This is a genomic window from Limosilactobacillus kribbianus, assembly GCF_026413145.1.
Lineage (GTDB): Bacteria > Bacillota > Bacilli > Lactobacillales > Lactobacillaceae > Limosilactobacillus > Limosilactobacillus kribbianus.
In genome coordinates, this window is sequence record NZ_JAOVYZ010000028.1 from 1 (window position 1) to 24,967 (window position 24,967).

The window sequence follows — 24,967 nt, forward strand, 5'->3', positions numbered from 1 at the left end:
ATTTAATTTTAAAAAGCAACGCTGTTTAAAGCAAAGAGTGAGCCTTCATTCACACAAATTGTGTAAATAAAGGCTCACTCTTTTGGTATCCCAAATGTCAATAGCTTAACTTAATGACATTGGCATTGGAACCCGCGCCACCATCGCCATGTCCTCGACAACGTGCCAAAGCTCAGGGGCCTCACTGGCCGAATGGATCTCACGGGCATTATTGTTCATGTTCATCACCACATCCGTCGACTGGCCAATCATGACCACCATGTAGATGACGGCAATTATCCCAGCAATGATGATCCCCGATACTGCGGAGCGGGCGAAGAGGTAGCCGATTGCCGCTCCGATCAGTGCTACTAGCAGGAAGAAGCCAAACATCACCAGAATCGTTTTACGCTTATTACGGGCAATCTGTTGGTATAGCATCCGCGATCACACTCTAATCATCAAACGAAACGTTAGGAACATTCTGGGCTTCAGCTGGCACCTGCAGGTATTCCATCGCTGTGAAGTGGTGGATCTTAGCAATAATATTGCTTGGGAAGCTCTGAATCTTGGCATCCAGTGCTGCTACCGTGGAGTTATACAGCTGACGGGAGTAGGCAATCTTGTTTTCCGTGTTGCTTAACTCCTCCATCAGTTGTTGGTACTCGGTGCTAGCCTTCAGGTCTGGGTAGTTTTCAGAAACCGCAAAAAGGCTCTTCAGTGTCCCGGACAGTTCATTAGAGACTTCCATCTTCTTGGCCCGGTCATCATCGGGAACACCAGCCAGCTCTGTCCGCAACTGGGTCACCTTTTCCAGGGTAGAAGCCTCATACTTGCTGTAACCCTTGACGGTGGATACCAGGTTGGGAATCAGGTCGTTTCGCCGTTGCAGCTGAACATCGATCTGGCTCCATGACTCCTGAGCATGAACCCGGAGTTGGACCAAACTGTTATAGAGCGCAATATAGATCCCGACAATAATCGCGATAACCACAATCACGATAATTAATGTCATTTTTCTCTCTCCTTCGGCAATTTGCTACTATTTTACCAATTTTCTTTGGACTAACATATGATCTAAAAATAAGCGATCATCATCAAGGTGCCCCATTATAGATTGCAATTTACTGATTCTCGCCCAGTAGCCGTTTACAGTTGAATTATTACTATTCATCATTAAATCTTCACAGAAAAAGGTTGCTTGATTCCTTACAACTTCTTTTTCAAAGATGTCTATATGCGAGTTAAACCATCTAAATACTACATCAAAATTATAGCCAATATATTTTGTAATACTATTTTGATATTGCTCAGCTATAAGGTACGGATTAATCTCCACTACCTGGTCCTTATTTGATCTGGAAGCCCCAAAGATTTGAATACGGTTGACAAGCTCCTTATCAAAAAAGTTCCAATAATTATCTCTAGTTTTAATAATGCCGATCAATTTGTCACCATAATTAAAAATACCAGGCACAATTTCACGTTCAGATAATTGGGTAGATAATTGTTCTCGATCATTTACAAAATTCAAAAGTGTATTTAGTTGGTTGACAAGCTGTCCATTTTCATAATCACGATAAAAATTGATATTCAATTTATGACTAACTTCTTGAATGGCAGATAATTCATTTAACCATCCATCGATTTCCTTAATTTTATCGTTACCTAGTGGAATCATATTTTTACTAAGGTCAATTGTGTTACCGTTCAAATTTATTTTTCCATTAGTTACTAGGTATTTCATTATCTTAATATTGGTTAACTGGTCTGAAATATTATTTGCCTTATTTACCGTCATAGTAACCTTGTTCTTTTTCTGACTAGGATTGTGAACGGTTATTGTTAATTTATCGCTTACACCAGTGATGAAATGGATGAGAGGCTCTTTATCTTTTTTCCTTTGGCTACTATATCTTCTAACATTAAAAGGACCCATATCACCAAACTTCACTTTATTATCGTCAAGTTCTGTTTTTACAAGTTCAATCCCTTCATTATTAACTAATGCTAAAGGGTGAAGAGAACCATCTTTTTCAGCATATATAGTTAAATTTTGATTTTCTAAGTTATCCATCGAAGCCTTGAAATTCTTAGGATCTAACATATATGTTGGAAGAATCACTTTATCTGGTCTTTCAATCTCAACCAATTTATTCTCAACCGTAGCATTTAAATCGAAAGCTGCTTGTCTTAAAACATCTAATCTATTATTCGTATCAACAGGAAATCCAGTTAAAGGAATAGCCGGCCTCTGTGCACTGCTATTTTCCAATAATGTTGTTATATAAAGCCGAGTTAGTCTTTGATAGTAAATTTTGTAGTTATCAGGGTCTTTCACCCATACTACAAACAGTAATGCCCCTCCTAGTTTTTGAATTCCAGTTAAATAGTCTCTATTAAGCTGATAATATTTGCGGTTTTTCTTTACATTCTTTGCAGTCGTTGATTTGATTTGGCACCGAATTGAACCAATTAAATTTGCATTTGAATGTTTTTTACTACTATAAATTAATATATTGCCATCTAACAGCGGAGTCTTATCATTTTCACTAAAAAAGGAATCAGCCCAGTCTCTAACGTTCCAGAGTGCATCCTCTGCTTTATTAATTCCTAATTGTTCTATAGATTTCTGATCAAGCCGAGCCATATATTACAAATCCGTTCCTTTCCTTTGTTTGATTACTATACTAATTATACAAAATAATAGGAATTTAATAATACTATTGACATTGTTCATATCCTATAAACGTTAACTGCTCAATAAAAAAACACCCAGTTTTTACATTGAATGCTTTCACCGTGGCAAACAAACGTGTTACTTTTACTGAGTTGGCTTAGGCTTAAGATTGCCAAAATGCCATTATCTTATGCTTTCATTTTCGCATCTATTAGCGCAGCCCTTGTAATTCGCCTTGTCGTGCCCTAACAGGTCTTTTTTAATGGAGTAACAGATTTTATCGTTCAACCAATAAAGTAAGCTAAAACAAGGGTTATTTGATCCCTCATCGAATATTACAGATTGCCTTAGGATTTCAACCATAACTTTTAAACAAAAAGCTTCGATTCCTAGATAGAGAATCGAAGCTCTTCATTTTTTATGCTAGCTTTTTACCAACTTATTTTAGTTGAATTTGGTGTATTTTTGGTGTACACACACCAAGATTACTAACTTTTTACAAGCTAGCAACTAAATTTGTCTAAATTCACAGAGTCGTCGAAAAGCCGTCATATCAGGCTTTCAGACTACTTTTTCTTATTTTTCTTACTCTTCTTGCTACCCTTCTCTTCCTTTTCCGGACGCATAGTTGGGAAGAGGATAACGTCACGAATCGACTTAGCATTGGTCAACAGCATTACCAGTCGGTCAATCCCGATACCGAGACCACCCGTCGGCGGCATCCCGTATTCCAGAGCCTTGACGTAATCAAGATCCACTGGTTCGGCCTCATCATTACCGTTAGCCTTTTCCTCAGCCTGCATTTCAAACCGGTGCTTCTGGTCAATTGGATCGTTCAATTCACTGAAGGCATTCGCCAGTTCGCTCCCGTTTACGTAGAGCTCGAACCGGTCCGTCATCTCAGGGTTCTCCTTGTTTCGCTTAGCCAGTGGGGAAACCTCGACTGGGAATTCGTAAACAAAGGTTGGCTGAATTAGCGTATCCTCGACGTATTCGTCAAAGAAGGCACTCAAAATGTGGCCCTTCTTCCAGAATGGCTTGTATTCAATGTGGTGCTCGTCGGCCAGTTTCTTGGCATCATCATCGGTCATGTTCTCGTCACCGAAATCAATGCCAGTCTTTTCCTTGACGGCATCAACCATCGTTACCCGCTTAAAGTCGCTTGCCAGGTCAATATCGTTGCCTTGGTAGTTAACATGACCGTCATCGGAAACTACCTTGGCCGCTGCCTTAACGATTCCTTCCGTCTCGTCCATGACGTCATGGAAGTCCCAGTAGGCTGCGTAGGTTTCCATCGTGGTGAACTCTGGGTTGTGCTGTGGGTCCATCCCCTCGTTCCGGAAAATCCGGCCCAGTTCATAAACCCGCTCGAAGCCACCGACGATCAGCCGCTTCAGGTACAGTTCCGTGGCAATCCGCAGGTACATATCAATATCCAAGGCATTGTGGTGGGTAACGAACGGCCGCGCGTTGGCACCCCCAGCCTGGGTGTTCAGAATTGGTGTTTCAACTTCAGTAAAGCCATTTTCGTCCATGTACTTCCGAACGGCCTTAATGATTGCCGTCCGCTGGTGGAACCGCTTGAAGCTCTCTGGATTGGAAATCAGGTCCAGGTAGCGCTGACGGTAAATGGTCTCGGGATCCGTGACCCCTTCCCACTTGTTTGGCAGTGGCCGCAGAGCTTTGGCAAGGAAGGTAATCTTGTGGGCCCGCACCGTCAGTTCGCCGGAGTTGGTCTTGATGACGTCCCCTTCGATCCCCAGGAAGTCACCAATATCGGCCCGCTTGAAAATGTGGTATGGTTCGTCCCCGACCATATCCTTCCGGGCGTAAACCTGAATCTTGCCGCTCCGGTCAACGAAATCGGCAAAGCCGGCCTTCCCACTGCTCCGCTTCCGGGTCATCCGACCGGCGATGATTACTACTTCGTCCTTATCGTTTAACTCTTCCTTGTCGTACTTGTCAAATTCATCGTGTAACTGGGCAGCCAGGTGGTCCCGCTTAAAGCGGCGGCCAAATGGTTCAATCCCGGCCTGTTCCAGCTCTTCCATCTTTTCACGACGAACACGCATCTGATCTAGTTCTTGTGACACTAAATTTTCCTCCTCTTATTGAGCTTGCTTGTGCGCAGCCCGCTTCATCTCCCGCTCTGCCGTCTGCTCAGCAAAGCGATCAAAGATCTCATTCATCTGATCACGAGTCTCAGCCTCAACCAGCGCCGCCTTGGTCCGTGCCGAACGCGGAATGCCCTTCAGGTAATAGGTTGACAGCCCCCGGAACTCCCGCACGCCGACGTATTCGCCCTTCAGATCGATCAGCCGATTCAGGTGCTCCTTGGCCATCTTGATCTTCTCCTCGGCCGTCGCCTCGGGAAGCAGTTCCCCGGTCTCCAGGTAGTGCGCCGTCCGGGTCAGCATCCACGGGTTCCCCATGGCGGCCCGGCCGATCATTGCCGCGGTGGCTCCGGTCATGTCAAGGATTTTCTTGGCATCATCGGGCGTCCGGACGTCACCATTGGCCATAAATGGAATCGTCAGGTGATCAGCGACCTCTTTTAGTATATTCCAATCGGCGTGTCCCGTATACATCTGTTTTCTAGTTCGACCGTGCATCGCGATTGCGGCTGCACCGGCGCGCTCGGCTGCCAGGGCGTTTTCAACCGCGTAAATGTGCTTGTCATCCCAGCCGGTCCGCATCTTGACGGTCACCGGCTTTTTGACGGCATCCGTCACGTAGGAAACCATCTCATAAACCTTGTTCGGGTCCAGGAGCCAGCGGGCACCGGCATCGGTCTTGACCACTTTGTTGACGGGGCACCCCATGTTGATATCAATCACATCCGCCGCGGTGTGCTCGTCCACGTACTTGGCGGCCTGGACAAGGGTCTCCTTGGTCCCGCCAAAAATCTGAATACCCATTGGGTGCTCACTCGGGTCGACGTTCATCATATTGAGGGTCCGCTTGTTGTGGTACATGATCCCCCGGTCGGAGATCATTTCACACACCACGTAGCCCGCGCCAAACTCCTTGCAGATCACCCGAAAAGCTGAATTGGTGACCCCGGCCATGGGAGCAACCACGACCTGATTCGGAATTCCAACGTTTCCGATCTTCCACTTCATTCTTTCACCTCATTATTCTCGGGAGCTGAGTTGGCCTTCCAGTTCCCCAATCTTAATGTCCGATAACCCAACTATCATAGCACACGACCGGCACTCAAACCAAGCAGCTACTTCTGATCCGCCGACTTTTGGTCATCCTTACCCTGCTGATCGGCGATTTCCTTATCGGCTTCGGCATCGGCGACCTTTTTGTCGTAAAGCAGCTGCAGCTCTTCCTCGCTGAATTCGTACTTCTTCCCACAGAAGCGGCAGACCGTTTCGGCATGATGGTCCTCTTCAATCAGCTTCTTGAGGTCCTTAGTAGAGATGCTTTCCAGGGCGTGGGCAAACCGCTGCTTGGAACAATCACACTCATAGCGGACCGGCATCTGGTCGAGAATCTTCAGGTCGTCGCCAAAGATCTTCTTCAAAATGTCCTCCGGCGTGTCACCGTCACGAAGCATTTCCGAAACCAGCGGCAAATCTTTCAAGGTCTTTTCCAGCTTACTGATCGCCTCATCCGCTGCCCCGGGTAGGACCTGGATCATAAAGCCCCCGGCAACTTCAATGCTGTCATCGGTGTCAACAAAAACGGACAGGCCCACCGCAGACGGAATTTGCTCGGACTGGGCCAGGTAGTAGGTAAAGTCATCACCGAGTTCACCGGAAACCAGGTTGACCTCACCGGTGTAGGGCGTCTTGTCGCCTGGCGCCATCTTGGTTACGGACAGGGTCCCCTGCTTGCCGACCGCACCGGCTACGTCGAGCTTGCCCTTGGCATTGGCCGGCAGGTTGACGTGGGGATTGCCCATGTAGCCCTTTACCGTGCCGTGTGCGTTTCCGTCGACCACGATGTAGCCAACTGGACCGTTCCCCTGGATTTGCACCTTCATCACGCTGTCACCCTCGAGGCCCGCACTGGCTAACAATAAGGTCCCAATCAGTGACCGCCCGAGTGCGGCGGAGGCAGTGCTCCAGGTGTCATGAATCTCGTGAGCACGCTCAACCAGCTGGGTAGCATTGACCGCGTAGGCCCGGAACTTGCCATCCTTGGTGATGCTCTTTACCAAATAATCAGTTGTTTTCATAATTTTCCTCCTTCTTCCAAATAAAAAATAGGAGCGACGCTGATGGTCATGCTCCTATTTTAGCATTTTTGCTATTCATCGTGATCAGAATCGGTCGTGTCATCATGACTTTCCGGTTGATCCTGACCCTCATGGCTGCTTGCTTTGTCCGCTGCACTTGGCTGCGTGGATTGGGCAGGCGTTGGTGGTTGGGTCGGCTGTTCACTGGCGGCCAGCTGAGCAGTGGCAGAAGTGTCATCGGACTTATTCTCCCGTTTCTCATCTTCCTTGCGTTCCAGTGCCCGCTTGGACTCTTCAAAGGTCTTGGCGTATGCCGCCTCATTTGCCGTTGCCTGAGCCTTTTCAGGCATCTTCCCGGTCCGGTACAGACTGAGGATTTCCTTTTCATTCAGGGTCTCGTACTTCAGCAGGGCTTCGGCAATTGCCTTGTGCTGTTCACGGTGGGTCTCAATGATGTGGAGGGCTTCTTCATGTCCTTCACTCAGGATCCGCCGAATTTCTTCGTCCACCAGGGCCGCCGTCTTTTGTGAGTATGGTGACTGGTCATAGCCTTGGCCAGTGAAGACCTGACCGGAACTTTGCAGCTCGACCGGGCCAATCTTGTCACTCATCCCGTACTGGGTAACCATTGCCCGGGCAATCTGAGTTGCCTGTTCAAAGTCGTTGGAAGCACCAGAGGACTGGGACTTGAAGATTAACTCTTCGGCAGCCCGACCACCCATCAAACCGGCGATCTGTTCCTTGGCGTTCTTCTTCGACATCAGCATCTGGTCTTCCCGCGGCAGCATGATGGCATATCCACCAGCACGGCCACGCGGCACAATCGTTACCTTGTGGACGACCCGTGCATCGTTTAAGACCAATCCAACGATCGTATGACCGGCTTCGTGGTAAGCAACCGTCTTCCGTTCTTCAGCAGATTCAACCCGGTCGTGCTTAGCTGGACCAGCGATGACCCGATCCTCAGCTTCGTCCATGTCAGAAGCGTCAATCTCATTCTTGTTGCGCCGAGCGGCAAGCAGGGCCGCTTCGTTCAGGAGGTTTGCCAAGTCGGCACCCACGAATCCAGGGGTCTGCTTGGCAATTTCCTTGAGGTCAACATCTGGTGAAATCGGCTTGTTCTTGGCGTGAACTCGCAGAATGGCTTCACGGCCCTTAACATCTGGCCGACCAACCAGGATCTTCCGGTCAAAACGACCTGGCCGCAACAGGGCCGGGTCCAGAACGTCGGACCGGTTGGTAGCGGCCATCACGATGACCCCTTCGTCGCCCTGGAAACCGTCCATTTCAACCAGCAGCTGGTTCAACGTCTGTTCACGTTCGTCGTTGCCACCGCCCATGCCATTGCCACGGCGACGACCAATGGCATCAATTTCATCGATAAAGATGATCGATGGCGCCGCCTTCTTGGCCTGATCAAACAGGTCCCGAACACGGCTGGCACCAACCCCGACGAACATTTCAACGAAGTCAGAACCAGAAATAGAGAAGAATGGAACACCGGATTCACCGGCAACAGCCCGGGCAAGCAGGGTCTTACCGGTACCCGGAGGCCCCTCCAGGAGAACCCCAGATGGGATCTTGGCACCTAAACGGGTGAACTTCTTCGGATTCTTCAAAAATTCAACAACTTCAACCAATTCCTGCTTTTCTTCTTCTTCACCGGCAACGTCGGAGAAGCGAACCTTATTCTTCTTCGGGTCCGCAGGCTTAACCTTGGTCTTGCCAAAGCTCATGACTCCTCGGCCGCCGCCACCTTGGCCGGCTTGGCCCATCATCATGTAGAAGAAGAAAATCATGATGACCAATGGCAGGACCGTCAGCAGCAGGTTCATCCAAACACTGTTGGACTCTTCGGCATGAGTGCTGATCTTGACGTTGTGGCGGTCAGCATACTTTTGCAGCTGGTTGACCGTGACATCGCTCTCCAGCACGGAGCTTTCGAATTGTGAAACCTTGCTGTCGCGTTGCGTTGCAAGTGCAAAGCCACTCGTGGAGTTATTGTTGGTCTGCGGTTTCCGGTAAGTCCCCGTGACGTGGTAAACCCCACCGTTTGGTTGTAGCTGGACACTCTTAATCTTGTTGCTCTTCAGTTCGGAGATGAACTCGGTTTGAGAAACCGTCTTGGACTGCCCGTTGGATTGGTTACCACCGAGGAAGAAATAGGCAATTCCCATAATGCACAAGAACATCACGGCGTAGAAGAGAACGTTATGAGTGAAATTATTGTTCCTACGATTGTTGTTCATAACAACCTCCTAACTACCAGCAACAGTAAATAATTGTACACACTATAATAGCATACTTGACAATTATTGACTATTAAATTGAAAGGCGAGCTCCAATTTAATCTTCTTGATAAACAGAGGGCTTCAAAACGCCGATGTAAGGCAGGTTCCGGTAGTAGCCCTTGTAGTCAAGCCCGTAACCAACCAGGAATTCGTTTGGTACCCGGACACCATAGTAGTCGACACTAACGTCGTACTCCCGTCCTTCTGGCTTATCCATCATCGAGGCGGTCTTAATGCTCTTAGCTCCCCGTTCCTTTAACAGGTCAATCAAGAACTTCAGAGTGTGACCACTGTCGACGATGTCTTCCATGATCAGGACATTGCGGCCGCGAACGTCCTTATTCAAATCATGAATCAGCTTCAAATTGCCTGTCGATTCGGTGCCCCCAAAGTAGGTGGAAACGTCGATGAAGTCCAACTGGGCCATGATATCCATCTTCTCAATCATATCTACCGTAAACAGGACCGCCCCGGTCAGGACACAGACGATCAATGGATTTTTATCCCGGTAATCTTTCGTCAGTTGCTTGGCAAGTCGGTCGGTCGCCGCTTCGATATCTTCCTTTGTAAATAGAACCTTTTCAATGTCGTTATTCATGTTCTTCTCCTCTTCGCTTTACTATTCCAATCAGTCGTTTCTGCCAAGTTCGCTGATAATCCGTGGGCCGGGTAAACCAGCTCCACTTGCGACCCACCAGCCAGACAACGATTCCCCGGGCGTCGACAAGCACTAGTTGCCGATCCCGCTGAGCAAGCGGAATCTTTTGGTCAATTAAGACCCGCCGGACCGCCTGGTGACCGCCATTTTTCAACAAGAGTTGGTCGCTAGGTCGCCACGGACGCAGGCATAATGGAAGCTGCGTAGGGGCAAGCCACATTGGCAGCTGCTTGACGCCCCGCAATGGATTGGTTGTCACGACCAAGGCAGATTGGTCATCAATTGGGTATCGTTGGCCCAATTTTACCACATGCGCTGGTGCTTTTTGTGACTGGTCGCGCATTTTGTCCGCTTTTTCCAGCCAGCACCAATTGTAATTACAAATTAAAGCCCAATTTCCCGGTAGATCAAGGTGGCGTTGCGGCTGCTGCAAATTATTCAGAGCGCTCATCAATTGCTGGATTAGTTTACTTTTTAAGTTGTGGACTCCCGCCCGTTCGAGCCAGGTCCGCAGCAAAATTGCTTGTTGGGCCCGAGAAAATCCCCGTAGTGCCGACAGATTCAGCCGTCCCGCAGAACTAATTTCGACCAGTTGGTCATTGACTGCTTGGTTACGCCAAGCGAGCAGCTCCGCTAGCTGTTCCCGATACTCAAGCAGGTGTGCGATAAATTGTGGATTTTCTTTTTCAAGGGCGGGAATAATGCGATGGCGAAAACGGTTGCGGCTGACCGTTAACTCCCGATTGGTGGCATCCTCAAACCAGGTCAGCTGCCGATCAGTAGCATAGTCATAGAGTTCTTGTTTGCGAAACGGCAGCAGTAATCGCACCAGTTGCCCAGTCGCAAAAGAGCGCCGGTCGGCAATTCCCACCAACTGTTCCAGCTGGCCGCCCCGGGTCAGTTTCATCATGATCGTTTCCGCCAGATCGTCTGCATGATGGGCCGTTAGTAGAATCTTGCTTTTGCTTTCTTTCATTAAACGGGCAAAGAAAGCGTAACGAAACCGGCGTCCCGCCTCCTCAACACCCGTACTAGGATGTTGGCACCGGGGCCAGTGGGTAACTGCCAGTCGTAAGTGTTGCCTCTGACAGTATTCGCGAATGAATTGCTCCTCAATTGTGCTCTGATCTCGCAGTTCATGATTGACGTGGGCCACTAGGAGCTGTGGGCGTTGTTCTTTCGGCAGGCGTTGCAATAGATCCAGCAGAGTCATCGAGTCGACCCCCGTGGAAACAGCCACCACGACTAGATCACGGCTAGTAAAAAAGCGGCCCTCTCGTAAGTGCCGCTCAAATTCTGTTTGGATTGTCATTTTAGCTGCGCCGGCCGCCACGACCACCGCGCTTACCATCAGTCTGCCGCTTCAGTGTCGACAGGCGAGACTCACTTTCCTTCATGTAGCCCGCCAGCATTTCATTGAAGTCCTCGTGCTGGTGACTGCTGTGGTGGCGGGCACCACCGCCGAAGCCACCCCGGTAGCCATTATCACGATGACCGTGGTAGTCATTATTGCGTTCGTGGTGGTAGTGACGTTCCTCACCCCGCTGATGATCAAAATGACCATGACCGTGACTGTGCTCATGCTCTTCCTTGTGCTCGTGAGGAGCCGCTGCCTTCATTGAAAGGGCGATCTTACCATCATCGCCAATCCGCGTCACCTTAACCGTGACCGTATCGCCAATCGCCAGCACGTCATGAATGTCTTTAATGTACTTGTCAGAAATCTGACTAATGTGGACCAGCCCCGTTTGGTTATCGTCAAGGTCGACAAACGCACCAAAGTTGGTGATCCCTGAAACTTTTCCTGAAACCTTTGCTCCCACTTCAATTGCCATGAAACTAATGGATCCTCCTCGAATCATAGATACTTTATAATCAGTTAATTGTAATTGAGTATAACATACTTATTATCTCAAACAAGCCTGGTTTTTGCTACTATTTTCAAGACGCCACGAAATAAAAACAAAATGGCGAAGGTGTCGCAAACTAAATGCATGACGCCTTCACCATCATTACTAATTTAATTATCGAGATTATAAACCGTTTCACCCTTCTTCGAATAGTTATACTTTGAACGGATGACCTGTTGAACATATTCGGGGTCGTGAAGCTGTTTAATCTGCTGGTTGAGCTGTTTGCTCGTCTTCTTCTGCTTCTTGAGCTCGGTTTGGGTTTGCTGAATATTGGTATTTACCTTTGCCAGGGTATGCCGACTGCTTAGGATCTGCCAACCCAAAAAGATAAAGAGCACTAAAAAGCAGGCCACAATCCGTTCATAACGACGAACGTGCACCCGGTGGCGAGCTGCTCGATCCAGTCCAGCCTGCTGAACATGAGGGGTTTCAAGCTGAACAACTTTTCGATTTTTCATTTGATCCCCTCACTTTCAACATAAATTCATTACTGTTTAAGTATAGCAATGAAGCACGTGAATTGTCCACCACCGCGCCATAAATCATCAACTTATTTATAATTAGTCAAAGTTTTCCGCGTACTTTTCGTCAAGAATTTCGTACATGTCCTCAGCTTCGCTCTTCTTGGTGGTTTCAACAATCCGGTTGATCTTGACAATCTCAGTCTTGTTGCCAAACTTAATCGTCAGCGTGTCACCCACTGCCACCTTAGATGACGACTTGGCTGGGTGATCATTGACCAAGATCCGGCCTTGATCGGCAATCTCTTTAGCAACGGAACGGCGCTTAATAATTCGTGAAACTTTTAAAAACTTATCTAATCTCATTTTCTCTCCTCCATTTTTCTATGCGGCTTGGTGAGTACCCTGGACGACCTCGCCCAGCCCTACTACAAACTTAGTCAGCTGGTTGAGCCAGTCAGCCGTTGTCATCTGGGGTTGGATTACCAGCCGCACGGTCAGCAATTGATCACTCTCACCAAGGGTTGCTTTAAACTTGGTCTTCGCCAGTTGCTTGATAATTTCCGGGGCCTTCACCAGGTGGCTGCCCTTCAAGCTAAAGGTTACTGTAATATTATCCTGACGACGCTTGATCTGCTTGATCAGTGCCAGATCCGCGTGGTGCTTGAGCTTGCTGATCAGCAAAAGATTGCCAACCGCGGCTGGATAATCACCAAAGCGGTCGATCAAATCGCCCTGCAGATCCAAGAGCTCATTATCGTCTTGGGCCTGGCGAATTGATTTGTAGAGTTCAATCTTTTGTTGCTGGTCATCAATGTAATCATCCGGCAGGTAGGCTTCGACGCCCAGCTCAACCTCGGCATCTGACGTCTCCTGTGGTTTTTTGCCCTGCTTTTTGGCTACGGCATCCGAAAGCATGGCCGAGTAGAGGTCATACCCCACCGAATCAATAAAGCCGTGCTGCTGTTTTCCCAAGAGGTTTCCCGCACCACGGATTGCGAGGTCCCGCATGGCAATCTTAAAGCCGGATCCCAGCTCGGTAAAGTCCCGGATGGCGGCTAATCGCTTCTCACCGAGTTCGGTCAGCACCTTATTGGGCTGGTACATGAAGTAGGCGTAGGCCACCCGGTTGGAACGACCAATCCGGCCTCGAATCTGGTAGAGCTGAGCTAATCCCATTCGGTCCGCATTCTCCACGAAGAGGGTGTTGACGTTGGGGATATCGACCCCGGTTTCGATGATCGACGTTGTCACTAGGACGTCGTAGTTGCCCTGGATAAATTCGTAGAGCACCGTCTCCAGTTCGTTTTCGCTCATTTGACCATTGATGTAGCCAATCGCGGCCTCGGGAACCAGCTCCTTGAGCTTGGCAACCGTCTCTTCGATGTCACTAACCCGGTTGTGCAGGTAGTAGACCTGGCCGCCCCGCTGCATTTCACGCATGATGCCGTCGCGGATGGCACCATCATTTTGTTCCATCACATAGGTTTGAATCGGGAACCGTCCGGCCGGTGGGGTCTCCAGAACGGAAAGGTCCCGCACGCCGAGCATTGACATGTGCAGGGTCCGCGGAATCGGCGTGGCGGTCAGTGTCAGAACGTCGACGTTGTTCTTTAACTCCTTGAGCCGTTCCTTATGTTTAACCCCAAAGCGCTGCTCCTCATCGACAATCACCAGTCCCAGGTCTTTAAAGTGAACATCCTTGGACAGGATCCGGTGGGTGCCGACCACGATATCGATCGTTCCGTCAGCCAGGCCAGCATCGGTTTCCTTGAGCTGCTTATTCGTCCGAAATCGGGACATCAAGGCGATTTCAACCGGGAAGCCTGCGAAGCGTTTAGTCAGGGTGTCATAGTGCTGCTGGGCCAAAACCGTCGTCGGCACCAGGAAGGCCACTTGTTTGCCGCCCGCGACCGCCTTAAAGATCGCCCGCATGGCTACTTCGGTCTTCCCGTAACCAACATCCCCGACCAAGAGCCGGTCCATTGGCTTGGGCTTTTCCATGTCTGCCTTGATTTCCTTGATGCTGCGCAGTTGGTCCCGGGTTTCGTTGTAAGGGAAGTTGGCATCAAACTGTTTTTGCAGGTAGTCGTCATGCGGGAAGGCATAGCCCGTAGCTGTTTCACGCTTAGAGTAAAGGTCAACCAGTTCGTCGGCGATGTCCTCTACCTTGGAAGCCACCCGGCGCTTCGTCTTCGCCCACTCGTTGCCGCCGAGCCGGTTTAAGCGCGGCGTCTTGGATTCCGACGAGACGTATTTTTGCACCAGGTTGAGTTGAGTAACCGGGACGAAAATCTGAGCGTTGTTGCGGTAGTTGATCACCATATAATCCTGGTGAACCCCATCGACCTCCATGGTCCGGATCCCACTAAAGATCCCGATCCCGTGGTTGACGTGCACCACGTAATCACCCGGCTTCAGATCAGTATAGCTCTTGAGCCGTTCGGCATTTGCCAATTTTTGGGGACGATGGCGCTTCTTGGTGACATGCTTAAACATTTCACCTTCCGTGACCACAACCAATCCCCCGGCCGGCAATTCAAAGCCGTTATTAAGGTTAGCGGCCACCAGTTGGACTACATTTTGCTTCAGATCGTCCGGTTGGGTTTCAATGGCGGAAACGTCAAATTCCCGCAAGGTCCGGGCAATTTGGTCGCGGCGGGTCTTGGAATTAGCCATCAAGATCACCGACTGCCCCTGGTCAACCCAACGCTGCAGTTCAGACTTCAACAGTGGCATCTGACCAAAGAAACGCTGCATCGGTCGGGCCGTCAATTCAGTCAGCAAATTAAAGCGCTGGTTGCCCATCCCTTTTTTAAAAAGGGCGCTGAACAACTGAGCGTGGCTGTCCATATGCACCAATTGCTCCAAATCGTTGCTTAATTCCGGCACCATCGTCAGCTGGTGGTATTTTACCTTGTCCGCTAACCAACCATGATCCTCGGCTTGCATCTGCAGGGCCGCTTGTTTGATCCGGCCAAAATCATCCAGGTAGACAATCCCCTGGTCCGTCAAGTAGTCGAGCAACGAATGGTTAGTCGGGTAGACGACGTTGCTAAACTCCAACAGCTCGTTCGGCAGGTGGTGGGCCTTCAGCGCCGTAATCAGCGGAACGAAGCGGTTATTGACCTGTTCCTTGATGTCCTGATCACCGTCTGCTAGCTGTTTTTGCAGGTCGTGGTATTGACCTTCAACCGCCTGCTCGACCCGGGCAAACTCCGTTGGTGGCAGGATAAAATCAGTCGCCGGCAAGATCTCGACTTGCTTGACGTTATCAATGCTCTTCTGGGTGCTGGCGTCAAAGTAACGCAGCGAATCGACCTCGGTGTCGAAGAGGTCGACCCGGACCGGATCCGTCGTGTTAAGGGCGTAGATGTCGATGATCGAGCCCCGGATGGCAAAGTCGCCCGGGCGCAGCACCATTTTTTGCAGCTGGTAACCCATCGCGCTGAGCTGATTGCGAGCGGTCTCGGGATCCAGTTCGCCACCGACTTCGATTTTTAAGGTCGCTTCCCGGAAAAACTGCGGGGAAACGATATTCCTGCGCAGTCCCGCTGCTGAGGTGACCACGATGGCGTTAGCCTTCTGTTCCAAGGCGTTGAGTGCCTGGACCCGTTGAAGGCGATAATTAGGCGAACTTGTCGCTACTTCGGCCGCCAGGACCTCTTCGACCGGAAACTGATAGACCTGCTCATCGGCCAGGAGGTTGCCAAGGTCGTCGGCCAGCTCCTGCATGTGGGTAAGGCTATCGGTCACCGCCAGGATCGGGCGCTGCGTTTTTTTCAGCAGTGCCGCCAACAGCAATGTCCGAGCCGAACCGGCAATCCCGGTCACCAGTTGATGTTTCTTTGGCGTCAGCGTCTTCGTAATTATGGAAAAGGCCGGAACCTTTTCCATAAAGTCAGTTAATTGCACTTTAAATCGTTCACCCCTTTCCGTTATTTTGAAAATCGTTAATTGTAGTTATTCATCAGTTGGGCAAAATTCTCGCCATTAATCCAATCCTCGAGAGCATGCTCGGCCTGCTCAACGGCCGCGTCAAACTCTGGTCGTTCTTCGGCACTAAACTTGCCGAGAACATGACTGACCACCGTGCCGTGTTTGGGGTGATCGATGCCGAGCTTGACTCGGTTAAACTGCTTAGTCCCGAGGGCGTTGATGATGCTCTTTAGGCCATTGTGGCCACCTGAGGCCCCGTGAGTCTTGAGACGGATCTGGCCAACCGGCATGTCAAGATCATCGTTGACGATTACCAGGTCATCTAAATCGAGATCGTAATAGTCAACCAACGGCCCCACTGCACGCCCGGAATCGTTCATAAAGGTCGTCGGCTTGACCAGCATGACCTTGGTCCCGTTGATCACACCGGAAACGGCCACCGCCTCCTGTTTGAGGTGGGTAAAGGCCCCCAAGTGATAGTCCCGGGCCAGCTGATCAACCACCATAAAGCCCGTGTTGTGTCGCGTCTCATCGTAACGCGTCCCGATATTTCCCAGACCAACAATCATCTTCATCGTTATCAATTCCTCCACATTCTTAAATGCAAAAAGGCCGCACGGGAAACTTACCCCGTCCAGCACAATATTCTGCCTTTCATTATACCCTAGCCGGATTTGAAACGAAGACGATCGCTACCGAGGTCGGCCAATTCTTAATTTGTTCTCATCTTTTTTTAATAACAAATCAAAATTTGTGTTATGATGATTAGTGCACTTAGATTCGATACAAAGGAAGTTCACCATGATTTTTAGTTCACTCATTAAGAAAAAGGATAGTCTGACCACCCTCCCAGAGACGGCCACTCTCGAAGAAGCGCTGACGGTGCTGGAAAATACCGGTTATCGCTGTGTCCCAGTCCTGGACCAGTCCGGAAAGATTTTCCGGGGCAACATCTACAAGATGCACCTTTATCGCCATAAGTCCCGCAACGGTGACATGAACCTTCCCGTCACCGCCCTGTTGAAAAACGCCACTAAATTCGTCTCCATCAATTCGGCCTTTTTCTCCGTTTTCTTTGCCATCCGCGATCTTCCTTATATCGCGGTTCTCGACGAAAATAATCAATTTTACGGAATTCTAACCCACAACAGTCTGTTGCGGGTCCTTGCTGAAGGATGGAACGTTAACAATGGTAGCTACGTTTTGACCGTCGTGGCTCCTGACGAGCGGGGGGCATTGATGAACGCCACCAAGGAGATCACCCGCTACTGCCAGATCGTCAACGTGCTTTCATTTGATCCCCAGCATTCGTCCGTCAAGCAGATATTGTTCACTCTCCCGGCAGACGTCACTCGGGAAAAGATGGAAAAAGTCGTCCGCCGACTTACCAAAAAGGGTTTTGAAGTCCCCGAAATCGAAGACCTGCATCAACGCTATTAAACAATTAAAAGCCGGTTAATCCGTTCAGCTCTCACCGCTGCGGATTAACCGGCTTTTTAACTATTCTTCATTGTATTTCTTCCAGGACAGGGCACCGAGGGCCAATAATTGGGCGGTAATTGCTAGAATAATTCCGGCTAAAACTGCCTGTTCGTGGCTGGCACCTGTTTGTGGAAGGGTCTGATTCTTGCTGGCGTTAGTTGGCGTTGCCGTTTGCTCAGCGGTATGAGCCGGGCTCGCTGTCAGCTGATTACTCGTGTAGGAAACAGTAGTCGTTCCCAAATTCATCGTGTTTGAATGAGTTGGTTGCTCAGTAGCATTTTCCTGTGATCCCGTCGGTTCTGCTCCCGCGTCTTCCATTTCTCCCGTCGGCGGCAGAATTGGATCCGTTGGTTGCGGGTCTGTTGGCTGTGGATCTGTCGGTTGTGGATCCGTCGGTTGCGGGTCTGTTGGCTGTGGATCTGTCGGTTGTGGATCCGTCGGTTGTGGGTCTGTTGGCTGTGGATCCGTCGGCTGCGGGTCCGTTGGCTGTGGATCTGTCGGTTGCGGATCTGTTGGTTGTGGATCCGTTGGTTGTGGGTCCGTCGGTTGCGGGTCTGTTGGTTGCGGATCTGTTGGCTGTGGATCCGTCGGCTGCGGGTCTGTTGGCTGTGGATCTGTCGGTTGTGGATCCGTTGGTTGTGGATCCGTTGGCTGCACCGGGTGGATGTCCCACTTGTGACTCTCCCCACCCTTGATGTTCACAACGTTGGCAACAATATTGCCGTCAACGTTCACGTTCGCTGTTACCGTCGCATTTGGAGCAAGAATGCTACCCATAAAGTGGCCGCTGCCAATGGTGATATCGGCTGCCGCCGTACCAAAGTTCCACAGTACGTGGTTCGGGTGAGCGTGGCTCTCACCGGGACTAACGTGATTATCGCGGTCATCATCGTAGTACAATTTGATCTGGGTATTAATATCCAGCTGACCGTCAGCAGGCATCCCAATTACATTGATTACTACCGTCGGCCCATTCACCCGGCTCGAAAGGCCATAAATCTTGATTGGCTGCGGACCGTTCAGATATTCATAAGGAATGTTAACATAGATGACGTTATCTTTCGCTACGGCATTGGACACGTCGACATAACGATTATTCATGTCGTTGAAATCCTTAATGACGCCGGCAGACTCCGCTTGCTCCGCATAAAAATTTGAAGCGGCAATCAGGCGTTGGAAGACCGCCGGAAAGTCAATGTAACTCGTCCCTGCGCCATCCTTGAAAACCTCCTCTGGTTTCAGGTTTGGCATGTGCTCTCCGTTCACGTACACCTGACCATCCCTGATCCCCACGTTCACGTCCTCCCCGAAGATCACGTGGTTAAATTCTTGATTGCGGAACGAACCATTTTGCAGAGCCGCATTCAAGTTTTGAATGTAGTAGATGTCCCCGTTCGTCAAGTGGATAGACTCGCCACGAGTCCCGAAGTCAACGTTGCTGTTTAGGTTGCCCACCGCGATGTTGCCGTTCACGTCGGCTCCAAGATTCGCTTCGTTAGCAAAAATGTGGAAAAGGGATGCCAATAACAGCACGCTCTTGGCGTCCAAGTGATTCACATCGATCCCATACTTATCCTTTAAAATCTGGTCCGTGCGAATCGTGTCCACCGTGCCAACCGTCGTGTCTTGCCTCGCACCTTCACTCGCTGGTTGTTCCGAATCGTTTACCGTATTATCGATCGCAGACGAAACGGGTTGTACCGTTCCTGAAGTCGCCGCAGCAATCGAATTAGTATTCGCGCTCGAGGCATTTTCTTCACTGATTACGGAACTGCTACTCGCCGTTAATGCTGGTGCTAGCAAGGCACTTTCGGGAGCATTTGCAGTGCTTGAAGTGGTGTTCACACTTTCAGCGGGAACACTACTCACTGGAGAACTGCTCACTGCAGTGCTACTCGCTGCTGATGATGTCTCTGCAACGGTTGCCGAACTCAGCGTTGCAGTATCTGGACTCGCCTGAGCAGTGGTAGCCGGTTCGCTGGTCGCCACTTCATCTGCCGAGGCCGAATTGCCGTTCGTGATGAACAAGAGACCGAGCAGAACCGAAACCAGGCCAATGCTCATTTTACGCAAACCAAAACGTTGCTTGCGTGACTGTTGCTTTCTTTCTAACAGCTGCAGGTTGTTCTTTGATACCATATTTACCTCCTGTGGTCAAAATAAACGAGAAAAGTAGCAATTGTTACTTTTATTTATCAGCCAGTCATCAGGGGTCCCCTTGCTTTTAAATAAAACTCTTTTTGCTGATTCCTATAATATCAAAGAATCGTCTTATTTTGATGCAAATTGTGTTTTCTATATCATTCTTTAAGCACTCCTAAAGATTCTTTACCATTGCTAATTTTTCTTTAGAATTAGACTAAAAAAGCCCGCTAGTCTTGGCCACAAAGGCCTTACTAGCGGGCTGACTTGCTTATTTCAGGTTAATTTTGGTTTCTGCGGGCTTGGTTTCGGCCAGGATCTTCCCGTGGCGAATGTTATAGAGAACTTCGACGTGTTTATTGAGGGCATTGTAGAAGTCGTGGGCGTTTAAGATAATGCAGTTGGCCGGCTTGCCAGCTTCAATTCCGTACTGGTCGCTGATGTGCATTGTCTTGGCCCCGTTGTAGGTGACGTACTTAAAGGCGTCCTGCAACTGATGGTAACCCATCTGGTGGGCAATGTAGACGCCCATCGTGACGGCGTCGAGCATGTTGCCGTCGCCCAGTGGATTCCACGGATCCTGGATGTCGTCCTCACCGAAGGACACGTTGATCCCGGCGGCAGTCAGCTCCTTGATTCGGGTAACCCCACGCCGCTTCGGGTAGGTGTCAAAGCGGCCGCCCAGGTGAACATTTACCAGTGGGTTGGAGACGAAGTTGATGTTGCTCATCTTCAGCAGACGGAAAAGCTTGTAGGTGTAAGCGTTGTTGTAGGAGCCCATCGCCGTAGTGTGGCTGGCGGTTACGCGGTCCTTCATCCCCCGCTCCAGAGCCTCAGTGGTCAGAACTTCCAGGTTGCGGGAGGCCGGGTCGTCGATCTCATCACAGTGGACGTCAACCAGGCGGTCATACTTGTCCGCCAGGGCCATCAGGAAGTGAACGGATTGCCAGCCATATTCGGTTGTGAATTCAAAGTGCGGAATCCCACCGACCACGTCGAGGCCTTCCTTTACGGCCTGCTCCATCAGTTCCCGACCGTGCGGGTAGGAAAGGATCCCCTCTTGTGGAAAGGCCACCAGTTGCAGGTCAACCTGATCCTTCAGTTCCTCCCGCAATTCCAGGAGAGCCTGGGCGGCGATCAGCTGCGGATCGGTAACGTCGACGTGGCTCCGGATGTGCTGGAGTCCGTGGCCAACCATGTTTTCAATCGTCTTGCGGGCCCGCTTCTTGACGTCTTCCTTGGTCAGGTCCTGCTTGCGCTCGCTCCAGATCCGGATCCCGTCAAAGAGGGTCCCGCTCTCGTTCCATTCCGGCTGGCCAGCCGTCAGGGTAGCGTCGAGGTGGACGTGGGAGTCAACGAATGGTGGCAGCAGCAGGTTGCCGCCCCCGTCGATCACCTGCTCGTTGGCAACCGGCTTCAGGCTCTTGGCAATCTCCTTAAACTTGCCGTTGACGATTCGTACGTCGGACGTTTCCTTTTGATTATCAATATGGACATTTTGAATTAACATAACTTAGGCTTCCTTTCGATCCACAAGCTTCATCATTCCGTAGTACAGCAGGCCACTCAATACCATGTCGATAAAGGTTGCCCCGACCGTATTAGCAAACAGTGGTAATTGGTGGACGCCGACAAAGAAGGCAACCCCTATGACAAATGTTATCATTGCTACCCAATTAATACCACCATGGTACCAGTATTTGCCGTTGATCTTCCCCAGTTCACTAACATCGTAATCCTGGTGGGCCCGGAAGTAAAAGTCCGTGCAGATGATGGCAATCGTCGGGCCGAGAACCATGCCAACGTAGTCAAGGAAGGATTCAAAGGTCGTCAGGAAGCTGCCGACAAACATCGGGATAAAGGTCACGATTGTTGCCAAAACAACCACGATCCAGAGCGAGTACTTGAGGCGCAGCCGGGTGAAGATGTTGGAAAGGGCCGAACCAGCAGCCAAGAGGTTAACCGCGTTGGCCGTCATCGAGGTCAGGATGATCACCAAAAGGGCGACAACCCCGAGGCCCAGCTTGCTGGCAATCGTCGACGGATCGGAATTATTGGCGTCGTATACGCCGGATGAAATGGCAATACTGATGGTAGAGATCAGACCGATAAAGGCAAACCAAACCACCCCCATCAACGCACCAAAGAATGGCGTGTAGATGGCGTTATCGCGCTTGGAAGTGAAGCGAGTAAAGTCGGCCCCGGCAGTGACCCAGGCCAGGTTGAAGGCCGCCACGTAGTCAATGGCCGCACCGGTTGCCATCTTGGCGTGGGCCGGGACCTGCCAGTGAACGATCTGGCTAAAGGAGACCGTCCGAAAGACTGCAATTGATTCCCAGATGACGAAGATGAAGACCAAGATGATGCCGACCCGCTCGATCATCTGAACCGACCGGGAACCGCTGGACACGCTGATGATGTGGAGAATACTCATGATTAAGATCCCGACAATCAATCCCAGGTAGCCACCGTGATGGCCCCAGACCGGCCAGCCCAGGAGGTCATGAAAGAGAATGCTGACGGACTGGGCGGCAATAAAGGTGTTGGCAGCCGTCCAGCCGATGAATTGGGTAATGTTGACCAGCGATGGCAGGTAGCTCCCCCGCTCCCCAAAGGACGCCCGGCTGATGCTCATCGTCGATACCCCGGTCTTGTAGCCGATGTAACCGATCAAGCTCAGGAAAACATAGGACAGGGCCGACGAAAGCACCAAGACCTTCATCGCCAGGGCAAAGCCACAGGCGGCCAGGACTCCACCGACAAACCAGGTCCCGTTGTTGGCGTTGGCACCAACCCAGGTTGCAAACATGTCCCAACGGGTCGTCTTCCGACTCTTCATCGGAATGCTAAAGATGCGCGCGTGCTGTTGGTCTTTCAAATCTATTTCCTCCTTATTTGAAAGCAAAAAAGCCTTTGGGTCCAATTCGTCCCCTCAGGCTTTTCAAAAGTACACGCAATGCGCGCGGTTCTTAATTTTATTCGAACGTCTTTTGCAGTCTCACGGGGCTACATTAAAGGACTCATTTTTCAATTGTTTCAATCTTACAGTTTTTGCGCTTTCTTGTCAATTGATCCTATTGGCGCCAAACCGACGCTAACGGCCAGGGCGCGGTCAACTGCTTGCATTCGTTTCGTCCCCAGTGTTGTCAGTTTGTTCTGGAGACGTTGCTTGTCGAGCGTGCGTAACTGTTCAACGAGCACAACCGAATCGTGAGCCAACCCGGTCTCCTCTTTGGGCAGACGCACGTGGGTCGGCAGCGCATGCTTTTGTCCCTGGGTAGTAATGGCCGCCACAATGACGGTCGGGCTATAGCGATTGCCACGGTCGTTTTGCAGGATTACCACCGGTCGGACGCCGCCCTGTTCGGAACCGACCACCGGCGATAAGTCGGCATAGTAGACGTCCCCACGTTGAATTTGCTTTTTCATGGCTCCTAATTTTTGTAGACCCGGTGGACTCGCTCATTAATTCCGGTCAGGATTTCGTAGTTGATCGTCCCCACTTGCTTGGCCAGGTCGGTTGGCGTCAGTTCTACCTGATCGGACTTCCCCATCAAAATCACTGGCGTGTCTACCGGGTAGTACTTGGGCAGGCAAACCATCATTTGATCCATGCAGACCCGACCGGCAATCGGACAAAACTGACCATCAATCATGACCTTGAAGCCGCTCAGAGCACGTGGGTAGCCGTCCGCATAGCCGACCGGCAGAGTTGCCAGCCACTCGTCCTCTTTGGCCGTGTAAGTGGCCCCATAGCTGACCGATTCCCCGGCCTTGAGTTTCTTGACAAAGCCAATGGCGGTCTTAAAGGTGCCCACCGGCTGCAGGCCCAAGTTTTCCTTGATCTCGCAGCCAGAAGGATTGTGGCCGTACATCGAGATCCCCATCCGAACCGTGTTGGCCGTAATGTGTTTCTGGTGCCACATTCCCGTTGCGGAGTTCGCCATGTGCACGTAAGGCGGCAGAGTTTCAAGGCTGTCGACGAACTTCTGCCAGCGCCCAACCTGCTTTTCAAAGTAAGTCGAATCAGTGCTATCGGCAGTCGCAAAGTGGGTGAACATTCCCTCGAATTCAAATTCCGGCGCCTTTAGCATCTCCACCGCCTGCTTGAACTGATCAACGGTAGTAAAGCCGATCCGGCCCATTCCGCTGTCAACGCCGAGGTGCACCTTGAGCGGCGTCGTCCAATGGTTCAGCTGGGCCAGTTGATGGTATTCCTGCAACCAGTCCAGGGAGCCAACCGTTAGGGAAACACCGGCTGTGGCCGCAATGTGGGCAAATTCCACCGGCGTAATTCCCATCACCAGGGTCAGGGCATCAATGCCGTTATCCCGCAACTCCAAAGCTTCGTCGAGAATGGCCACGCAGGCACCGGTCGCGCCGGCTGCCAATGCCGCCTGCGCCACTGGCACCAGACCGTGTCCATAGGCATTGGCCTTAACAACCGCCAGGATCCGACTGTTGTCAGGCAAGGCTGCGCGCTGGGCCTGAATATTGTGTTTCAACGCGCCCAAATCAACGACGTATTCCGTCTTTCGTAAACGACCACTAATCATCTTTATCCACACTTTCTAAAATTATTTCCGTCATCACAAGGGTTGCGGTGTGACTCACCGAGGCGTGCACGATACCGTTAAAGGGCGACTTGGTAACCGTGGGCGCCCCTAATTGGTTGTCGACGATCTCAATGTCTTGGAAGCCGACCTGGGCACCGATGCCGGTCCCCCAGGCCTTGCTGAAGGATTCCTTGAGCGACCACCGCCCGGCAACGTACTCCGCCGCCCGCTGCCCGCTGAACTGGCGATATTGCTTGAGTTCCGCCGGGGTCAGCAGACGCTGAACAAATTGGGGATGCTCGCTGACCATTGCCTGAACCCGGTCAATTTCCGTCAGGTCGATGCCGATTCCTTTAATCATCCGCAATTCCTCCTCGTCTTTTTTCAGAACCTTAAGCATAGCTCAAAGCAACGCGGTGCGCAATCACTTCATCCAAAGCTTAAGATTTTTTTGACCGCTAATCGCCCCACCAATGCTCCGCCGACCCAATGAGAGCGCTATTACACCACACATTTTTTTGAAATTCAATTCTGCAAATTAAAAATTTTCGCCGACCTAAATTTCAAGAATAAGTTAGCCACTGGACTCAAATAAATAATACTGACCAATTGATTATTGGTTGATGGAGCTGTGATATCTCTTGGTAGAAGGCCTTACGATAGATATCCATTGACGA

At 50.5% G+C, this 24,967-nt stretch carries 20 protein-coding genes and 1 pseudogene; 1 reads left to right on the plus strand and 20 read right to left on the minus strand.

Annotated elements, in window-relative coordinates:
• Positions 1 to 120: 120 nt before the first annotated feature.
• The 14 genes and pseudogenes from OCT58_RS06800 to pth form a co-directional block, all read right to left on the minus strand.
• Positions 121 to 420: pseudogene (locus OCT58_RS06800) on the minus strand (zinc metalloprotease HtpX); the annotation flags it as partial.
• A 13-nt stretch (positions 421 to 433) separates the two neighbouring features.
• Positions 434 to 994 carry a LemA family protein gene (locus OCT58_RS06805; RefSeq protein WP_267202128.1) on the minus strand — a complete coding sequence of 187 codons (561 nt, stop codon included), beginning with the start codon at positions 992 to 994 and terminating at the stop codon, positions 434 to 436.
• A gap of 27 nt (positions 995 to 1,021) precedes the next feature.
• On the minus strand, positions 1,022 to 2,629 hold the full coding sequence (locus OCT58_RS06810) for a hypothetical protein (RefSeq protein WP_267202129.1): 1,608 nt from the start codon (positions 2,627 to 2,629) through the stop codon (positions 1,022 to 1,024).
• Between the two features lie 596 nt (positions 2,630 to 3,225).
• The gene (gene lysS, locus OCT58_RS06815; protein WP_267202130.1) at positions 3,226 to 4,752 is read right to left on the minus strand and encodes a lysine--tRNA ligase; all 1,527 of its coding nucleotides are present in this window, start codon (positions 4,750 to 4,752) and stop codon (positions 3,226 to 3,228) included.
• Between the two features lie 15 nt (positions 4,753 to 4,767).
• On the minus strand, positions 4,768 to 5,781 hold the full coding sequence (gene dusB / locus OCT58_RS06820) for a tRNA dihydrouridine synthase DusB (protein ID WP_267202131.1): 1,014 nt from the start codon (positions 5,779 to 5,781) through the stop codon (positions 4,768 to 4,770).
• Positions 5,782 to 5,888: 107 nt separating this feature from the next.
• Positions 5,889 to 6,848, minus strand: coding sequence for an Hsp33 family molecular chaperone HslO (gene hslO / locus OCT58_RS06825; RefSeq protein WP_267202132.1), 960 nt, complete (start codon positions 6,846 to 6,848; stop codon positions 5,889 to 5,891).
• A 71-nt stretch (positions 6,849 to 6,919) separates the two neighbouring features.
• The gene (ftsH, locus tag OCT58_RS06830) at positions 6,920 to 9,097 is read right to left on the minus strand and encodes an ATP-dependent zinc metalloprotease FtsH (RefSeq protein ID WP_267202133.1); all 2,178 of its coding nucleotides are present in this window, start codon (positions 9,095 to 9,097) and stop codon (positions 6,920 to 6,922) included.
• A gap of 97 nt (positions 9,098 to 9,194) precedes the next feature.
• On the minus strand, positions 9,195 to 9,737 hold the full coding sequence (gene hpt / locus OCT58_RS06835; RefSeq protein WP_267202134.1) for a hypoxanthine phosphoribosyltransferase: 543 nt from the start codon (positions 9,735 to 9,737) through the stop codon (positions 9,195 to 9,197).
• Entirely contained in the window at positions 9,730 to 11,148 is a 1,419-nt protein-coding gene (gene tilS, locus OCT58_RS06840) for a tRNA lysidine(34) synthetase TilS (RefSeq protein WP_267202135.1), read from the minus strand. The genes hpt and tilS overlap by 8 nt, the downstream gene beginning before the upstream one ends.
• Positions 11,111 to 11,632, minus strand: coding sequence for a S1 domain-containing RNA-binding protein (locus tag OCT58_RS06845; RefSeq protein WP_267202136.1), 522 nt, complete (start codon positions 11,630 to 11,632; stop codon positions 11,111 to 11,113). Before OCT58_RS06845 ends, tilS begins: the two co-directional genes overlap by 38 nt.
• A 185-nt stretch (positions 11,633 to 11,817) precedes the next feature.
• Positions 11,818 to 12,168 (minus strand): FtsB family cell division protein, encoded by a 351-nt coding sequence (locus tag OCT58_RS06850; RefSeq protein ID WP_267202137.1) that lies wholly within the window; start codon positions 12,166 to 12,168, stop codon positions 11,818 to 11,820.
• 102 nt (positions 12,169 to 12,270) lie between these two features.
• Positions 12,271 to 12,537, minus strand: a complete 267-nt coding sequence (locus OCT58_RS06855; protein WP_267202138.1) for an RNA-binding S4 domain-containing protein — start codon at positions 12,535 to 12,537, stop codon at positions 12,271 to 12,273.
• A gap of 18 nt (positions 12,538 to 12,555) precedes the next feature.
• A complete protein-coding gene (gene mfd, locus OCT58_RS06860; protein WP_267202147.1) occupies positions 12,556 to 16,068 on the minus strand; it encodes a transcription-repair coupling factor in 3,513 nt (1,170 codons plus the stop codon).
• Between the two features lie 56 nt (positions 16,069 to 16,124).
• A complete protein-coding gene (gene pth / locus OCT58_RS06865; protein ID WP_267202139.1) occupies positions 16,125 to 16,685 on the minus strand; it encodes an aminoacyl-tRNA hydrolase in 561 nt (186 codons plus the stop codon).
• A 226-nt stretch (positions 16,686 to 16,911) separates the two neighbouring features.
• Between pth and cbpA the strand changes: the two genes are divergently transcribed.
• The gene (cbpA, locus tag OCT58_RS06870; RefSeq protein ID WP_267202140.1) at positions 16,912 to 17,550 is read left to right on the plus strand and encodes a cyclic di-AMP binding protein CbpA; all 639 of its coding nucleotides are present in this window, start codon (positions 16,912 to 16,914) and stop codon (positions 17,548 to 17,550) included.
• 60 nt (positions 17,551 to 17,610) lie between these two features.
• On the opposite strand, the gene OCT58_RS06875 is transcribed toward cbpA, so the two are convergent.
• From OCT58_RS06875 to acpS, 6 genes are all read right to left on the minus strand, one after another.
• Positions 17,611 to 19,731, minus strand: a complete 2,121-nt coding sequence (locus OCT58_RS06875) for a collagen-binding domain-containing protein (protein WP_267202141.1) — start codon at positions 19,729 to 19,731, stop codon at positions 17,611 to 17,613.
• A gap of 274 nt (positions 19,732 to 20,005) precedes the next feature.
• Positions 20,006 to 21,244: a cytosine deaminase gene (gene codA / locus OCT58_RS06880; protein ID WP_267202142.1), complete on the minus strand. Its 1,239-nt coding sequence runs from the start codon at positions 21,242 to 21,244 to the stop codon at positions 20,006 to 20,008.
• A gap of 3 nt (positions 21,245 to 21,247) precedes the next feature.
• Positions 21,248 to 22,573 carry a cytosine permease gene (locus OCT58_RS06885; protein WP_438361117.1) on the minus strand — a complete coding sequence of 442 codons (1,326 nt, stop codon included), beginning with the start codon at positions 22,571 to 22,573 and terminating at the stop codon, positions 21,248 to 21,250.
• Positions 22,574 to 22,776: 203 nt separating this feature from the next.
• A complete protein-coding gene (locus tag OCT58_RS06890; RefSeq protein ID WP_267202144.1) occupies positions 22,777 to 23,163 on the minus strand; it encodes a type II toxin-antitoxin system PemK/MazF family toxin in 387 nt (128 codons plus the stop codon).
• A gap of 5 nt (positions 23,164 to 23,168) precedes the next feature.
• On the minus strand, positions 23,169 to 24,290 hold the full coding sequence (alr, locus tag OCT58_RS06895; RefSeq protein WP_267202145.1) for an alanine racemase: 1,122 nt from the start codon (positions 24,288 to 24,290) through the stop codon (positions 23,169 to 23,171).
• Positions 24,283 to 24,651, minus strand: coding sequence for a holo-ACP synthase (gene acpS / locus OCT58_RS06900; RefSeq protein ID WP_267202146.1), 369 nt, complete (start codon positions 24,649 to 24,651; stop codon positions 24,283 to 24,285). Before acpS ends, alr begins: the two co-directional genes overlap by 8 nt.
• Positions 24,652 to 24,967 lie beyond the last annotated feature (316 nt).

Excerpts from the sequence above, each read along its gene's own strand:
- hslO (WP_267202132.1), bottom strand. The coding sequence starts at position 6,848 with ATGAAAACAACTGATTATTTGGTAAAGAGCATCACCAAGGATGGCAAG.
- codA (WP_267202142.1), bottom strand. The coding sequence starts at position 21,244 with ATGTTAATTCAAAATGTCCATATTGATAATCAAAAGGAAACGTCCGAC.
- pth (WP_267202139.1), bottom strand. The coding sequence starts at position 16,685 with ATGAAGATGATTGTTGGTCTGGGAAATATCGGGACGCGTTACGATGAG.
- OCT58_RS06845 (WP_267202136.1), bottom strand. The coding sequence starts at position 11,632 with ATGGCAATTGAAGTGGGAGCAAAGGTTTCAGGAAAAGTTTCAGGGATC.
- mfd (WP_267202147.1), bottom strand. The coding sequence starts at position 16,068 with ATGGAAAAGGTTCCGGCCTTTTCCATAATTACGAAGACGCTGACGCCA.
- alr (WP_267202145.1), bottom strand. The coding sequence starts at position 24,290 with ATGATTAGTGGTCGTTTACGAAAGACGGAATACGTCGTTGATTTGGGC.
- OCT58_RS06850 (WP_267202137.1), bottom strand. The coding sequence starts at position 12,168 with ATGAAAAATCGAAAAGTTGTTCAGCTTGAAACCCCTCATGTTCAGCAG.
- dusB (WP_267202131.1), bottom strand. The coding sequence starts at position 5,781 with ATGAAGTGGAAGATCGGAAACGTTGGAATTCCGAATCAGGTCGTGGTT.
- OCT58_RS06805 (WP_267202128.1), bottom strand. The coding sequence starts at position 994 with ATGACATTAATTATCGTGATTGTGGTTATCGCGATTATTGTCGGGATC.
- OCT58_RS06810 (WP_267202129.1), bottom strand. The coding sequence starts at position 2,629 with ATGGCTCGGCTTGATCAGAAATCTATAGAACAATTAGGAATTAATAAA.
- OCT58_RS06885 (WP_438361117.1), bottom strand. The coding sequence starts at position 22,573 with ATGAAGAGTCGGAAGACGACCCGTTGGGACATGTTTGCAACCTGGGTT.
- tilS (WP_267202135.1), bottom strand. The coding sequence starts at position 11,148 with ATGGTAAGCGCGGTGGTCGTGGCGGCCGGCGCAGCTAAAATGACAATC.
- hpt (WP_267202134.1), bottom strand. The coding sequence starts at position 9,737 with ATGAATAACGACATTGAAAAGGTTCTATTTACAAAGGAAGATATCGAA.
- OCT58_RS06855 (WP_267202138.1), bottom strand. The coding sequence starts at position 12,537 with ATGAGATTAGATAAGTTTTTAAAAGTTTCACGAATTATTAAGCGCCGT.
- acpS (WP_267202146.1), bottom strand. The coding sequence starts at position 24,651 with ATGATTAAAGGAATCGGCATCGACCTGACGGAAATTGACCGGGTTCAG.
- ftsH (WP_267202133.1), bottom strand. The coding sequence starts at position 9,097 with ATGAACAACAATCGTAGGAACAATAATTTCACTCATAACGTTCTCTTC.
- cbpA (WP_267202140.1), top strand. The coding sequence starts at position 16,912 with ATGATTTTTAGTTCACTCATTAAGAAAAAGGATAGTCTGACCACCCTC.
- OCT58_RS06890 (WP_267202144.1), bottom strand. The coding sequence starts at position 23,163 with ATGAAAAAGCAAATTCAACGTGGGGACGTCTACTATGCCGACTTATCG.
- OCT58_RS06875 (WP_267202141.1), bottom strand. The coding sequence starts at position 19,731 with ATGGTATCAAAGAACAACCTGCAGCTGTTAGAAAGAAAGCAACAGTCA.